The following is a 15,196-nucleotide window of genomic DNA, read 5'->3' as shown; positions in this document are numbered from 1 at the left end:
GACGTTCCGGCCCTCTTGAGGAGCTGACGACCATGGACAACGAGAAGAAGCTGCGCGACTACCTCAAGCGGGCCACCGGCCATCTCCGCGCCGCCCACCGCCGGATCCAGGAGTTGCAGGCCCCCGAGCCCATCGCCATCGTGGCGATGAACTGCCGCTACGCGGGCGACATCCGGTCCCCCGAGGACCTGTGGCAGGCCGTGGCCGAAGGCCGGGACGGCATGCGCGACTTCCCGGCCGACCGGGGCTGGGACCTGCCGAACCTCTTCGACCCGGACCCCGACCGCGAGGGCCGCACCTACGCCCGCCAGGGCGGATTCCTCCAGGACGTGGACCAGTTCGACCCGGCGTTCTTCGGTATCTCGCCGCGCGAGGCCCTCACCATGGACCCGCAGCAGCGGCTGCTGCTGGAAGTGGTGTGGGAGACCTTCGAACGGGCCGGAATCGACCCGGGCACCCTGCGCGGCAGCGACACCGGCATCTTCATGGGCGCCACCGACTTCGACTACGCCCGCGGTCTGACCGAACTCCCCGAGGGGCTCGAAGGCCAGATGTCCATGGGCGCCTCGGGCGCCATCCTCTCCGGCCGGGTCGCCTACACCCTGGGCCTGGAGGGACCGGCCGTCACGGTCGACACCATGTGCTCGTCCTCGCTGGTGGCGCTGCACATGGCGTGCCAGGCGCTGCGCCAGGGCGACTGCTCGATGGCGCTCACCGGCGGCACCACCGTGATGTCCACGCCGAGCGGCTTCATCGAGTTCAGCCGCCAGCGGGCGCTGTCCACCTCCTCCCGCTGCCAGGCGTTCTCCTCGACGGCCGACGGCACCGCCTGGGGCGAGGGCGTCGGGGTGCTGCTGCTGGAACGGCTCTCGGACGCCCGCCGCAACGGCCACACCGTGCTCGCGGTGGTCCGCGGCAGCGCCGTCAACCAGGACGGCGCCAGCAACGGTCTCACCGCGCCCAACGGCCGTGCCCAGCAGCGGGTGATCCGCCAGGCGCTGGCCAACGCCACCCTGTCCGGCACCGATGTGGACGTGGTGGAGGCACACGGCACGGGGACGTCGCTGGGCGACCCCATCGAGGCGAACGCCCTGCTGGCCACGTACGGCGGGAACCGCCCGGCCGACCGGCCGCTCTGGCTCGGCTCGCTGAAGTCCAACATCGGCCACACGGCCGCCGCCGCGGGGGTCGGCGGTGTGATCAAGATGGTGCAGGCGATCCGCCACGGGGTGCTGCCCAGCACCCTGCACATCCAGGAGCCGTCGCCCAACGTGGACTGGACCTCGGGCGCCGTCGAACTGCTCACCGAGGCCCGGCCGTGGCCGGAGACCGGGCGGGTCCGCCGCGCCGGGGTGTCCGCCTTCGGCGCCAGCGGCACCAACGCCCACGCCATCATCGAGCAGGCCCCCGAGGCCCCCGAGGCCACCGGGCCCGCGGACAGGTCGACCGAGGGCGTGGCACCCGTGGGTGGCGCGGCGGTGCCGTGGGTGCTGTCGGCCAAGACCGAGTCGGGTCTGCGCGGGCAGGCGGAGCGGCTGCTGGCGCGTCTCGCGGAGGGTCCGGAGCCGTCCCCGGCGGACGTGGGGTTCTCGCTGGCCACTACCCGCGCCCGCTTCGACCACCGCGCGGTGGTGGTCGGTGGTGGCGTCGAGGACTTCCGCGCCGGGCTGACGGCGCTCACCCGGGCCGAGCCCGGTGGCCTGGTGGCCCAGGGCGTGGCGGGCCACGCCGGGAAGCCGGTGTTCGTGTTTCCGGGGCAGGGGTCGCAGTGGGTGGGGATGGCGGTGGAGTTGCTGGATTGCTCGCCGGTGTTCGCGGGGCGGGTCGCGGAGTGTGAGGTGGCGTTGTCGGCGTTTGTGGACTGGTCGTTGGCGGATGTGCTGGGGGATGAGAAGGCGTTGGAGCGGGTGGATGTGGTGCAGCCGGCGTTGTGGGCGGTGATGGTGTCGTTGGCGGAGGTGTGGCGGGCGTGTGGGGTGGTTCCTGCGGCTGTGGTGGGGCATTCGCAGGGGGAGATCGCGGCGGCGGTGGTGGCGGGTGCGTTGTCGTTGGAGGACGGGGCGCGGGTGGTGGCGCTGCGCTCGCAGGCCATCGGACGTGGGCTGGCCGGACACGGCGGCATGATGTCCGTCTCGGAGGGTGCCGGTCGGGTGCGGGAGCGGATCACGGCCTGGGATGGGCGTATCTCGGTGGCGGCGGTCAATGGCCCGGGTTCGATCGTGGTGTCCGGTGATCCGGAGGCGCTGCGTGAACTTCAGGCGGAGTGCGAGGCCGAGGAGGTACGGGCGAAGCTGATCCCGGTGGACTACGCGTCCCACTCGGCCCATGTGGAGGCGCTCCGTGAGGAGTTGCTCGACCTGCTCGCCCCGATCCGCACGCGCACCTCGGACATCACCTTCCACTCCACGGTCACGGGCACACCCCTGGACACCGCGGCTCTGGACGCCGGGTACTGGTACACCAATCTGCGCGAGACGGTCGAGCTGGAGTCGGCGGTGCGGGCTCTGTCGGCCGCGGGGTTCGGCACGTTCCTGGAGATGTCGCCGCATCCGGTGCTGACCATGCCGCTCCAGGCGACCGCCGAGGACGCCGTGGTCGTGGGGTCGCTGCGGCGTGACGAGGGTGGTCCGGAGCGGTTCATCACCTCGCTGGGCGAGGCGTTCGTCCGGGGCGTCGCCGTCGACTGGGCGGCGGTGTTCGCCGGGCTGGGCGCGTCCGTGGTGGACTTGCCCACGTACGCCTTCCAGCGGCAGCGTTACTGGCTGGAGCGGCCCGTGGCGCAGGCGGCCGCCACCGGGGGCGACCCGATGGACGCCGAGTTCTGGGACGCCGTCGAACGTGAGGACCTGGCCGCGCTGACCGCCGCGCTGGCCGTGGACGCCGACGACGAGCGGTCGTCGCTGCGGACCGTGCTCCCGGCGCTGTCCTCCTGGCGGCGCGGCCGCCGCGAGCGGTCCGTGCTCGACTCCTGGCGCTACCACGTCACCTGGAACCGGGTGCCGGACCCGGCATCGGCGGCCCTGACCGGCACCTGGCTGCTCGCGGTCCCGGCCGGAAACCTCGTCGGACACCCCGTCGGACACCCCGGCACCGAGCTCGTCGACGCCGTACGCGCCGGTCTGGAGACCCACGGCGCCACGGTCGTCACCGTCGAGGTGGCCGAGGCCGACCGCGCCGCGGTCGCCGCGCGGCTCGCCGAGGCCACCGCCGGGGTCGCCCCGGCCGGGGTGCTCTCGCTGCTCGGGCTCCCCGACGCACCGCACCCCGCCCACGCGGGCGTGCCCATGGGGCTCGCGCTCACCCTCACCCTCGTCCAGGCCCTCGGCGACACCGGGCTGGACGCCCCGCTGTGGCTGGCCACCCGCGGCGGCGTGTCCGTCGGCGGCACCGACGCCCTCGACAGCCCCGCCCAGGCGGCCGTATGGGGGCTGGGCCGGGTCGCCGCCCTCGAACACCCCCAGCGCTGGGGCGGCATGGTCGACCTGCCGGACACCGTCGACGGCCGGGTGACCACCCGGCTGTGCGGTGTGCTCGCGGGCCGCGTCGACGACGAGGACCAGCTGGCCCTGCGGCCGTCCGGGGTGTTCGTCCGGCGGCTGGTACGGGCCGCGGAGCACCGGGGCAGCGGCCCCGCGTGGAACCCCGAGGGCACCGTGCTGCTCACCGGTGGCACCGGTGGCGTCGGAGCCCAGATCGCCCGCCGGCTGGCCCGGGCCGGTGCCGAACACCTCGTGCTCACCAGCCGCCGTGGCCCCGAGGCCCCCGGCGCGGACAAGCTCAAGGCCGAGCTGACCGAGCTCGGTGCCAAGGTCACCGTGGCCGCGTGCGATGTGGCCGACCGCGCCGCGCTGGAGGCGCTCGTACGGAAGGTGGAGGCCGAGGGCCCGCCGATCCGTTCCGTACTGCACATCGCCGGTGCCGGTGTGCTCGTCCCGCTCGCCGACACCGATCTGGACGAGTTCGCGGACACGGCGGAGGCCAAGGTCGCGGGCGCGGCGAACCTGGACGCCCTCTTCGACCGGGACACGCTCGACTCCTTCGTGCTCTTCTCCTCCATCTCGGCCGTCTGGGGCAGTGGCGAACACGGTGCGTACGCCGCCGCCAACGCCTATCTCGACGGGCTCGCCGAGCACCGCCGGGCCCGTGGCCTCACCGCCACCTCGGTGGTGTGGGGCATCTGGAGCCCCGAGGAGGGCGGGATGGCCGCCAACCTCGCCGAGGAGCAACTGCGCGGCCGGGGCATCCCGTTCATGTCCCCCCGGCTCGCCATCGACGCGTTCTGGCAGGTGATGGAGCGGGACGAGACCGTGGTCGTGGTCGCCGACGTGGACTGGGAGCGGTTCGTCCCCGTCTTCACCTCGGCCCGGCCCAGCCCGCTCATCGGCCAGGTGCCCGAGGTGGCGCGGATCCTCGCGGCCGACGCCGACACCCGGGCGGACGCGACCGGCGAGTCCTCCTCGCTGCGCGACCGGCTGGCCGAGCTGGCTCCGGCGGACCGGCAGGCGGCCGTGCTGTCGCTGGTGCGCTCGCAGATCGCCACCGTCCTCGGCTACTCCGGCCCCGAGGCCGTCGACGCCACGCGCGCCTTCCGCGAGCTGGGCTTCGACTCCCTGAGCGCCGTCGACCTGCGCAACCGCCTGGGCACCGCCACCGGGCTCCGCTTCCCCGTCACCGTCGTCTTCGACTATCCGAGCGCGGAGGAGCTCGCCGGACACATCGGCGCCGAACTCTTCCCCGACGACGCCGCCGCCACCGACGCCACCGCCCTCGACCCCGAAGAGGCCGACGTCCGCAGGGCGTTGACCTCCATCCCGCTGCTCCGGCTGCGCGAGTCCGGACTGCTGGACGAGCTGCTGCGGCTGGCCGGTTCCCAGGACCCCGCCGGCGCACCGGCGGACGAGGAGCCCGCCGAGTCCATCGACGACCTGGACGTGGATGACCTCGTGCGCATGGCCTACGACAAGAACGACCTCTGACGAGACTCGACTGCGGAGCTGACAATGGCAAACCCAACCGACAAGATCGTTGGCGCGCTGCGGGAGTCTCTGAAGGAGACCGAACGGCTGCGCCGGGTCAACCAGCAACTCACCGCCGCCTCCCGGGAGCCCCTCGCCATCGTGGCGATGAGCTGCCGCTACCCCGGCGATGTGCGCGGCCCCGAGGACCTGTGGGAGCTGGTCACCGGCGGGCGCGACGCCATCTCCGGATTCCCCGGCAACCGCGGCTGGGACCTGGAGAACCTCTACGACCCGGACCCCGACCGGCAGGGCACCGTCTACGCCACCGAGGGCGGCTTCCTCCACGACGCCGACCAGTTCGACCCCGCCTTCTTCGGCATCTCGCCCCGCGAGGCCACCGTGATGGACCCGCAGCAGCGGCTGCTGCTGGAGACCTCCTGGGAGGCGTTCGAGCGCGCCGGAATCGACCCGGCGGCGCTGCGCGGCAGTAAGACCGGCGTCTTCGTGGGCGCCGCCTACCAGGGCTACATCCCCGACTGGCCCCATATGCCCGAGGGCCTCGAGGGCCACCTGGTCACGGGCATCTCCGCGAGCATCATGTCCGGCCGCGTCGCCTACACCCTGGGCCTGGAGGGCCCGGCCGTCACCATCGACACCGCCTGCTCGTCCTCGCTGGTCGCCCTCCACCTGGCCTGCCAGTCGCTGCGCCAGGGCGACTGCTCGCTCGCCCTCGCGGGCGGCGCCGCCGTGATGGGCGCCCCGATGGGGCTCATCGGCTTCGCCCGGCAGCGCGGTCTGGCGCAGGACGGCCGCTGCAAGGCGTTCGCCGAAGGGGCCGACGGCATGGGCCTCGGCGAGGGCGTCGGCATGCTGCTGCTGGAACGCCTTTCGGACGCGCGGCGCAACGGCCACAAGGTGCTGGCCGTGGTGCGTGGCTCGGCCGTCAACCAGGACGGCGCCAGCAACGGCCTCACCGCGCCCAACGGCCGCTCCCAGCAGCGGGTGATCCGCCAGGCGCTCGCCAACGCCGCGCTCACGGCGGAGCAGATCGACGCGGTCGAGGCCCATGGCACCGGCACCCCGCTGGGCGACCCGATCGAGGCGGGCGCGCTGCTCGCCACGTACGGGAAGGACCGCGCGGCGGACCGGCCCGTGCTGATCGGCTCGCTGAAGTCCAACATCGGCCATCCGCAGGCCGCCGGTGGCGTCGGCGGTGTCATCAAGATGGTGCAGGCCATGCGCCACGGCCTGCTGCCCAGGACACTCCACGCCGAGGAGCGCTCCTCGCGGATCCACTGGTCGGCGGGGGCGGTGGAGCTGCTGACCGAGGCCAGGGAATGGCCGCGCGGCGAGGAGCCCCGCCGGGCCGCGATCTCGGCCTTCGGGGCCAGTGGCACCAATGTGCACACCATCCTCGAGGAGGCGCCCGAGGAGGAGCCCTCGGAGACCGCGGCGGAGGGGGACGCCCCGGTGGGCGGGGGAGTGGTGCCGTGGGCGCTGTCGGCGAAGAGCGCGGCGGGTCTGCGGGCGCAGGCCGAGCGGTTGCTGACGCATGTCACCGCGCGCCCCGGGCTGTCCCCGGCCGACGTCGGCCACTCGCTCGCCACCACCCGTGGCCGTTTCGACCACCGAGCGCTGGTCCTGGGCGGTGACCGCGACGAGCTGATCGACGCACTGGGCGCACTGGCGTCGGGCGGCGAGTCCCCGCGTGTGGTGCGCGGTGAGGGGGTGATGGCCCCCGACGCCCGTCCGGTGTTCGTGTTTCCGGGGCAGGGGTCGCAGTGGGTGGGGATGGCGGTGGAGTTGCTGGATTGCTCGCCGGTGTTCGCGGGTCGGGTCGCGGAGTGTGAGGTGGCGTTGTCGGCGTTTGTGGACTGGTCGTTGGCGGATGTGCTGGGGGATGAGAAGGCGCTGGAGCGGGTGGATGTGGTGCAGCCGGTGTTGTGGGCGGTGATGGTGTCGTTGGCGGAGGTGTGGCGGGCGTGTGGGGTGGCGCCTGCTGCTGTGGTGGGGCATTCGCAGGGGGAGATCGCGGCGGCAGTGGTGGCGGGTGCGCTGTCGTTGGAGGACGGGGCGCGGGTGGTGGCGCTGCGCTCGCAGGCCATCGGACGTGGGCTGGCCGGACACGGCGGCATGATGTCCGTCTCGGAGGGTGCCGATCGGGTGCGCGAGCGGATCACCGCGTGGGACGGCCGTATATCGGTGGCGGCGGTCAATGGCCCGGGTTCGATCGTGGTGTCCGGTGATCCGGAGGCGCTGCGTGAACTTCAGGCGGAGTGCGAGGCCGAGGAGGTACGGGCGAAGCTGATCCCGGTGGACTACGCCTCCCACTCGGCCCATGTCGAGGAGTTGCGCGATGAACTCCTCGACGTCCTGGCGCCGATCGCCCCGCGCCGCGCCGAGGTGCCGTTCTGCTCGACGGTCACCGGCGACACCATCGACACCACCGGACTCGACGCCGGGTACTGGTACACCAATCTGCGGGAGACGGTCGAGCTGGAGTCGGCGGTGCGGGCTCTGTCGGCCGCCGGGTTCGGCACGTTCCTGGAGATGTCGCCGCATCCGGTGCTGACCATGCCGCTCCAGGCGACCGCCGAGGACGCCGTGGTCGTGGGGTCGCTGCGGCGTGACGAGGGTGGTCCGGAGCGGTTCCTGGCCTCGCTGGGCGAGGCGTTCGTCCGTGGCGTCGCCGTCGACTGGGCGGCGGTGTGCGCGGGGTCCGCGGTCGTGGAGCTGCCCACGTACGCCTTCCAGCGGCAGCGCTACTGGCTCGAAGGCTCCTCCGCACCCGTCGAGGGCGCGGCGGTGGACGCGGACTTCTGGGACGCCGTGGAGCGCGAGGACCTGGCCGCGCTGACCGCCGCGCTGGAGGTGGACGCCGAGGAGTCGTCCCTGGCCATGGTGGTTCCGGCGCTGGCCGCATGGCGCCGGGCGCGCCGCGAGCGGTCCGTGCTCGACTCCTGGCGCTACCACGTCACCTGGAAGCCCCTGGGCGACGCTCTCACCTCCGCCCACGACCGGTCGTCGGCCGGTGCGACCTGGCTGATCGCAGCACCCGCCGGAGCACCGGAGGGCCCGCGCGTCGCGGAGGCGCTGCGGGAACGCGGCGCCCAGGTGCGGCTGGTGGAGCTGACCGAAGCCGACGCCGTACGCGAGGCGCTCGCCCGCAGACTCGGCGAGGCCACGGCGGACGCGCCACCGACCGCGGTGCTCTCGCTCCTCGCGCTCGTCGAAGACCCGTACCGCGCGGGCACCGCGCAGCCGCTCGGCCTGGCCCTCAACCTCGCCCTGCTCCAGGCGCTCGGCGACACCGGGGCCGACGTCCCGGTGTGGTACGCCACGCGCGGCGCGGTGTCCGTGGGCCGCGCGGACGCGCTCGACCATCCGTTGCAGGCGCTCAGCTGGGGCCTGGGCCGGATCGCGGCCGGGGAGTACCCGCGGCGCCGGGGCGGTCTGGTGGATCTGCCCGGCACCCTCGACGACCGCGCCGTCGCACGGCTGTGCGGTGTGCTCGCGGGCCGGCTGACCGACGAGGACCAGGTCGCGGTGCGCGCCTCCGGGGTCCATGGGCGCAGGCTGGTCAGGGCCTCGGCGGCACCGGCCGACGCCACCGCGCCGTGGCGGCCGCGCGGCACCGTGCTGGTCACCGGCGGCACCGGCGGCCTGGGCGCCCATGTGGCGCGCTGGCTGGCCCGGGGCGGCGCCGAACACCTGGTGCTCACCGGCCGCCGGGGCCCCGAAGCCCCCGGGGTGGCCGAACTCGCCGACGAGATAAGGGAGTCGGGGGTCCGGGTGACCGTGGCCGCGTGCGACGCCGCCGACCGCGACGCGCTCGCCGACCTCCTCGCCACGCTGGACGCGGACGAGGCCCCGCTCGACGCCGTCGTCCACACCGCGGGCGTCCTGGACGACGGGGTGCTCGACACCCTCACCCCCGAGCGCGCCGACGGAGTGCTGCGCCCGAAGGTGGACGCGGCGCTCCATCTGCACGAGCTCACCCGTGACCGCGAGCTGTCCGCCTTCGTGCTCTTCTCCTCCTTCGCGGGCACGCTCGGCGGCCCCGGCCAGGGCAGCTACGCGGCCGCCAACGCCTTCCTCGACGCGCTCGCACACGCCCGCCGGGCCCAGGGCCTCCCCGCCACCTCCGTGGCCTGGGGCGCGTGGTCCGGCGGCGGGCTGGTGGACGAGGCCGTCCAGGCGCGGCTGCGCGCCACCGGTATGCCCGCGATGGCGCCCGACCTGGCGATCGCCGCCCTCCAGCGCGCCCTGGACGTGGCCGACACCCATGTGGCCGTGGCCGATGTGGAGTGGGACCGGCTCATCGCCGCCACCCCCTCCCTGGACGGGGCCGCCGTGCTCGGTGAACTCCCCGACGCCCGGCGGGCGGAGGCGGCGGCCGCCACCACGGGCGAGGAGGACACCCCGCTGGCCCAGCGGCTGGCCGGGCTGTCGCCGCAGGAGGCCGAGGAGGCGCTGGCCGACCTCGTCAGCACCGAAGTGGCCGCCGCGCTCGGCTACGCCGACACCGCGGCGGTCGAGGCCGGGCGCGCCTTCCGCGAGCTGGGCTTCGACTCGCTGACCGCCGTCGATCTGCGCAACCGGCTGAACGCCGCCACCGGGCTGCGGCTGCCGGTCACCCTCGTCTTCGACTACCCGACCGTCACCGCGCTGGCCCGCTTCCTGCTCGCCGAGAGCGGTGCCGGTGAAACCGCGGCCACCGCACCGGCGGGCCCGGTGCCCGCCACCGTCGCGGTGGACGACGACCCCATCGCCATCGTGGCCATGAGCTGCCGCCTCCCCGGCGGGGTGACCACCCCCGAGGAGCTGTGGCGGCTGCTGATGGACGGCCGGGACGCCATCTCGGACTTCCCCACCGACCGCGGCTGGGACATCGAGGGCCACTACGACCCCGACCCCGACAAGCCGGGCACCTTTTACGCGACCGGCGGTGGCTTCCTCCACCAGGCCGACCACTTCGACCCCGAGTTCTTCGGGATCTCGCCGCGCGAGGCGCTCGCCATCGACCCCCAGCAGCGGCTGCTGCTGGAGACCAGCTGGGAGACGTTCGAGCGGGCCGGGATCGACCCGGCCTCGGTGAAGGGCACCCAGGCCGGAGTCTTCATCGGCGCCAGCTACAACGACTACGGCTCGCGCTTCACCCGCGCCCCCGAGGAGTTCGAGGGCTACCTCGCCACCGGCAGCGCCAGCAGTGTGGCGTCCGGGCGCATCTCGTACACCTTCGGCCTCGAAGGGCCCGCGGTCACCGTGGACACCGCCTGCTCGTCCTCGCTGGTCGCCCTCCACCAGGCGGCCCAGGCGCTGCGCCAGGGGGAGTGCTCGCTGGCGCTCGCGGGCGGTGTCGTGGTGATGTCCACGCTCGACACCTTCATCGAGTTCAGCAGGCAGCGGGCCATGGCCCCCGACGGCCGCTGCAAGGCGTTCTCGGCGGACGCCGACGGCGCCGGATGGGCCGAGGGCGTCGGCATGCTGCTGCTGGAGCGGCTGTCCGACGCGCGGGCCAACGGCCATGAGGTGCTGGCGCTGGTGCGTGGCTCGGCCGTCAACCAGGACGGTGCCAGCAACGGCCTCACCGCCCCCAACGGCCCCTCCCAGCAGCGGGTGATCCGCCAGGCCCTGGCCGGTGCGGGCCTGTCGGCCGCCGATGTGGACGCGGTCGAGACCCATGGCACCGGCACCCGGCTCGGCGACCCCATCGAGGCGCAGGCCCTGATGGCCACCTACGGCCAGGGGCGGGACGCCGACCGGCCGCTGTGGCTGGGCGCGCTGAAGTCCAACATCGGCCACACCCAGGCCGCCTCGGGCGTCGCCGGGATCATCAAGACGGTGCTGGCGCTGCGCCACGGCGTGCTGCCGAAGACCCTCCACGCCGATGAGCGCTCGCCCGACGTGGACTGGTCGGCCGGTGCGGTGGAGCTGCTGACCGAGGCCCGGGAGTGGCCCGAGACGGGGCGGCCGCGGCGCGCGGGCGTGTCCGCCTTCGGCGTCAGCGGCACGAACGTCCATGTGGTGCTGGAGCAGGGCCCCGAGGACACCGCGCCGGTTGCCGGGCGGACGGTCGACTCGGACGTGGTGCCGTGGGTGCTCTCCGCGCGCGGCGAGACCGCGCTGCGGGCGCAGGCCGGACGGCTGCGCGCCCATCTGGAGGAGCGGCCGGAGCTGCGCCCGGTGGACGTCGGCTACGCGCTGGCGACGGGCCGCTCGGCCTTCGGCCACCGCGCCGTGGTCGTCGGCGCCGAGCGGGCGGAACTGCTGCGCGGTCTCGCGGAACTCGCCTCGGGGACGGCGCGGGAGACAGTGGCCGACACCGCCGGTAAGACCGCCTTCCTGTTCACCGGCCAGGGCGCTCAACGGCTGGGCATGGGAAGGGCGTTGTACGGCGCGTTCCCGGTGTTCGCGGCGGCGTTCGACGCGGTCTGCGCCGAGCTGGACCGCCATCTGGACGGCTCGGTGCGGGAAGTGGTGTTCGGCGAGAACGCGGAGCCGCTGAACCGGACCGTGTTCACCCAGACCGCGCTGTTCGCCCTCGAAGTGGCGCTGTACCGGCTGGTGGAGTCCTGGGGCGTGACCGCGGACTTCCTGGTCGGCCACTCGGTGGGCGAGCTGGCGGCCGCCCATGTGGCCGGGGTGTTCTCGCTGGAGGACGCGTGTGCCCTGGTGGCGGCCCGGGGCCGGCTGATGCAGGCGCTGCCGGAGGGCGGTGCGATGGTGTCGCTCCGGGCGGCCGAGGCCGATGTGCTGCCGCATCTCGAAGGCCACGAGGACCGGGTGAGCGTGGCGGCGGTCAACGGGCCGCGGGCGACCGTCATCTCCGGTGACGAGGACACCGTCCTGCGGATCGCGGAGGCGACCGGGGCCAAGAGCAAGCGGCTCGCGGTGTCCCACGCCTTCCACTCGCCGCTGATGGACGCCATGCTCGCCGAGTTCGGCACGGTGGCCGCCGGGATCGGCTACTCCGCGCCGCGCATCGCGGTGGTCTCCAACGTCACCGGTGAGGCGGCGGGCGAGGAGCTGTGCTCGCCCGAGTACTGGGTGCGCCACGTCCGCCGGGCGGTGCGCTTCGGGGACGGCATCCGCTTCCTCGCCGAGCGGAATGTGACCCGCTTCGTGGAGATCGGCCCCGCGGGTGTGCTCTCCGCCATGGGCCAGGAGTGCCTGGCCGACACCGAGACAGACACCGAGGCCGACACCGAGACCGCGTTCGTCCCGCTGCTGCGCAAGGACCGCGGTGAGGCCGCGTCGCTGCTGGCCGGGGTGGGCCGGGTGCACGCCCACGGTGGCGCGGTGGACTGGGAGCAGGTGTTCGCGGGCCGTGGCGCCCGCCGGGTGGAGCTGCCCACGTACGCCTTCCAGCGGCAGCGCTACTGGCTGGACGCGCCCGCCACCGTGGGCGACGTGGCCTCGGCCGGTCTCGGCGCCGCCGGGCATCCGCTGCTGGGCGCCGCCGTCGAACTCGCCGACAGCGACGGCCTGGTGCTCACCGGGCGGCTGTCCACGCGCGGCCAGCCCTGGCTGGCCGACCACGCGGTCTCCGGTGTGGTCCTCTTCCCGGGCACCGCCTTCCTGGAGCTCGCCGTCCAGGCCGGTGACCGGGTGGGCTGCGACCGGGTCGACGAGCTGACCCTCCAGGCGCCGCTCATCCTCCCCGAGCGCGGCGCCGTCACCCTCCAGCTGGTGGTGGACCCGCCCGAGGAGGACGGCCGTCGCGCCCTGAACGTCTACTCCCGCCCCGAGGACGCGGACGGCGAGCCGTCGTGGACCCGGCACGCCACGGGTGTGCTGGCGGCCGGTGCCGCCGAGGGCTCGTACGACCTGGGCGGGGCGTGGCCGCCGCCGGGTGCCGAGCCGATCGAGGTCGAGGACCTGTACGAGCGGTTCGCGGCGGGCGGCTTCGGCTACGGCCCGTCGTTCCAGGGGCTGCGGGCGGCCTGGCTGCGGGGCGACGAGGTGTTCGCCGAGGTACGGCTGGCGCAGGAGCAGCAGTCCGCCGCCACCGCCTATGGACTGCACCCCGCCCTGCTGGACGCCGCGCTGCACACCATCGCGCTCGGCCCGATGCTCCGGGCGGGCGAGGGCCGGTTGCCGTTCTCCTGGACCGGAGTGACGCTGCACGCCTCCGGGGCCGGTGAGGTACGGGTGCGGCTCACGCCGAGCGGCACCGACACGGTGGCCCTGACCGTGGCGGACACCGTCGGACGGCCGGTGGCCACCGTCGAATCCCTGGTGCTGCGCAAGCGGCCGGAGCGGCTCGGCGACGCCGCCACCGGCGGCGACTCGCTCTACCGGCTCGACTGGGTGGCCGCCGACACCTCGGCGGCGACCCCCGAACAGCCCTCCGGACACTGGGCCCTGCTCGGCGACGACGACTTCAAGCTGGTCGGACTCGATGTGCGCACATACCCCAGCCTGGAGGCGCTGCCCGCCGACCCGGCCGCCGTGCCCGCCACCGTACTGGTGCCCTGCGCACCGGAGCCCCAGGGCGTGGCCGACGCCGTACGGGCCGCGACCCACCGGGCGCTGACGCTGCTCCGGGCCTGGCTGACCGAGGACCGGTTCGCCGACTCCCGCCTGGTGTTCATCACCCGGGGCGCGGTGGCCACCACACCCGGCGCGGACGTACCCGATCTGGCGCACGCCGCCGTCTGGGGCCTGGTGCGCTCCGCCCAGTCGGAGAACCCCGACCGGTTCGTACTCGTCGACCTCGACGAGCACGAGGAGTCGGCGCTCGCCCTGCCGACCGCGCTCGCCCTGGACGAGCCCCAACTCGCCGTGCGCCAGGGCGATATCGCGGTGGCCAGGCTCGCCACCACCCCCGTCCCCGACACCGCCCCGCGCCCCTGGGACCCCGAGGGCACGGTGCTGGTCACCGGGGCCACCGGCACCATCGGCGGGGTCATCGCCCGCCATCTGGTGGCCGAGAGCGGAGTGCGGCATCTGCTGCTCACGAGCCGCCGTGGCCCGGACGCCGAGGGCGCGGCCGAACTCCACGCGGGGCTGGCGGAGTTGGGCGCCCAGGTCACCCTCGCCGCCTGCGATGTGGCCGACCGGGAGGCGCTGGCCGCGCTGCTGGCCACCATCCCCGCCGCACATCCGCTGACCGCCGTCGTGCACACGGCGGGCGTCCTGGACGACGGTGTGGTCTCCTCGCTCACCCCCGAGCGGCTGGACACGGTGCTGCGGCCCAAGGTCGACGCCGCGCTCACCCTGCACGAGCTGACCCGCGACCTGGACCTGTCCGCGCTCGTCCTCTTCTCCTCCATCGCCGGCACCTTCGGCGGAATGGGCCAGGGCAACTACGCGGCGGCCAACGCCTTCCTCGACGCCTTCGCCCAGCACTGCCGCGCCCAGGGCCGGCCCGTCCAGTCACACGCGTGGGGCCTGTGGGCCCAGCGCAGCGAGATGACCGGCAAGCTGGAGGGGGCCGATCTGAACCGGCTGGCGCGCGGTGGCATCGTGCCGTTCTCCTCGGAGGACGGTGCCCGGCTCTTCGACGCCGCACGCGCCGTGGATGCCGCCGTCGTGCTGCCGATGCGGCTGGACACCGCGGGGCTCGGGGCACGGTCCGGTGACGTACCGGCGCTGCTGCGCGGGCTGGTGAGGGCCGCGCCCGTCACCAGGCCCGCCCGGCGGACAGCCGCCGGAGCCGGGGCCGCGTCCGCGCGGCCCGAGGGGCTCAAGCAGCATCTGACGAGCCTGCCGGAGGCTGAGCGCGGCCGGTTCCTGCTGGATCTGGTCCGCACGACCGTGGCCGGGGTGCTGGGCTTCGAGTCGGTGGCGGCCGTCGAGGCGGAGCGCGGTCTGCTGGACCTCGGCTTCGACTCGCTCACCGCCGTCGAGCTCCGCAACCAACTCGGCAAGGCCACCGGTCGGCGCCTGCCGGTGACCCTGCTGTTCGACTACCCCACCTCCACCGCGATCGCCACGTATCTGGAGGCGGAAATCGCCCCGGAGGCCTTCACCGCCGCGTCGATGACCTTCCCGGAACTCGACGCCCTGGAAAGCAACCTGGCCAAGGTCGCCGCCGACGACGAGGCGCGCACCACGCTCGCCTCGCGCCTGCAAGACCTGCTGGTACGGCTCGGCCAGGGCCCGGAGGACGCGGAGGACGCGGTCGCCGGCCGCATCGACGCCGCCTCGGACGACGAGATCTTCGACTTCATCGAGAACGAACTCGGCCTGTAGTGCACGGAGTTGGAATTCAAAGAGATGGGCGGTAAACG

The 15,196-nt window shown here is 74.2% G+C and carries 2 protein-coding genes; both read left to right on the top strand.

Going from position 1 to position 15,196, the window contains the following annotated elements:
• Positions 1-32 precede the first annotated feature (32 nt).
• Positions 33-4,976, top strand: a complete 4,944-nt coding sequence (locus KHP12_RS09070; protein WP_211832498.1) for a type I polyketide synthase — start codon at positions 33-35, stop codon at positions 4,974-4,976.
• 24 nt (positions 4,977-5,000) lie between these two features.
• Positions 5,001-15,158, top strand: coding sequence for a type I polyketide synthase (locus KHP12_RS09065; RefSeq protein WP_211832490.1), 10,158 nt, complete (start codon positions 5,001-5,003; stop codon positions 15,156-15,158).
• The last annotated feature ends 38 nt before the right edge of the window (positions 15,159-15,196 follow it).

It is taken from the genome of Streptomyces asiaticus, assembly GCF_018138715.1.
Lineage (GTDB): Bacteria > Actinomycetota > Actinomycetes > Streptomycetales > Streptomycetaceae > Streptomyces > Streptomyces asiaticus.
This window is presented reverse-complemented; position numbering and strand designations above follow the sequence as displayed.

What these genes read in the sequence shown, in the direction of transcription:
- KHP12_RS09070 (WP_211832498.1), top strand. Translation starts at nt 33, where the DNA reads ATGGACAACGAGAAGAAGCTGCGCGACTACCTCAAGCGGGCCACCGGC.
- KHP12_RS09065 (WP_211832490.1), top strand. Translation starts at nt 5,001, where the DNA reads ATGGCAAACCCAACCGACAAGATCGTTGGCGCGCTGCGGGAGTCTCTG.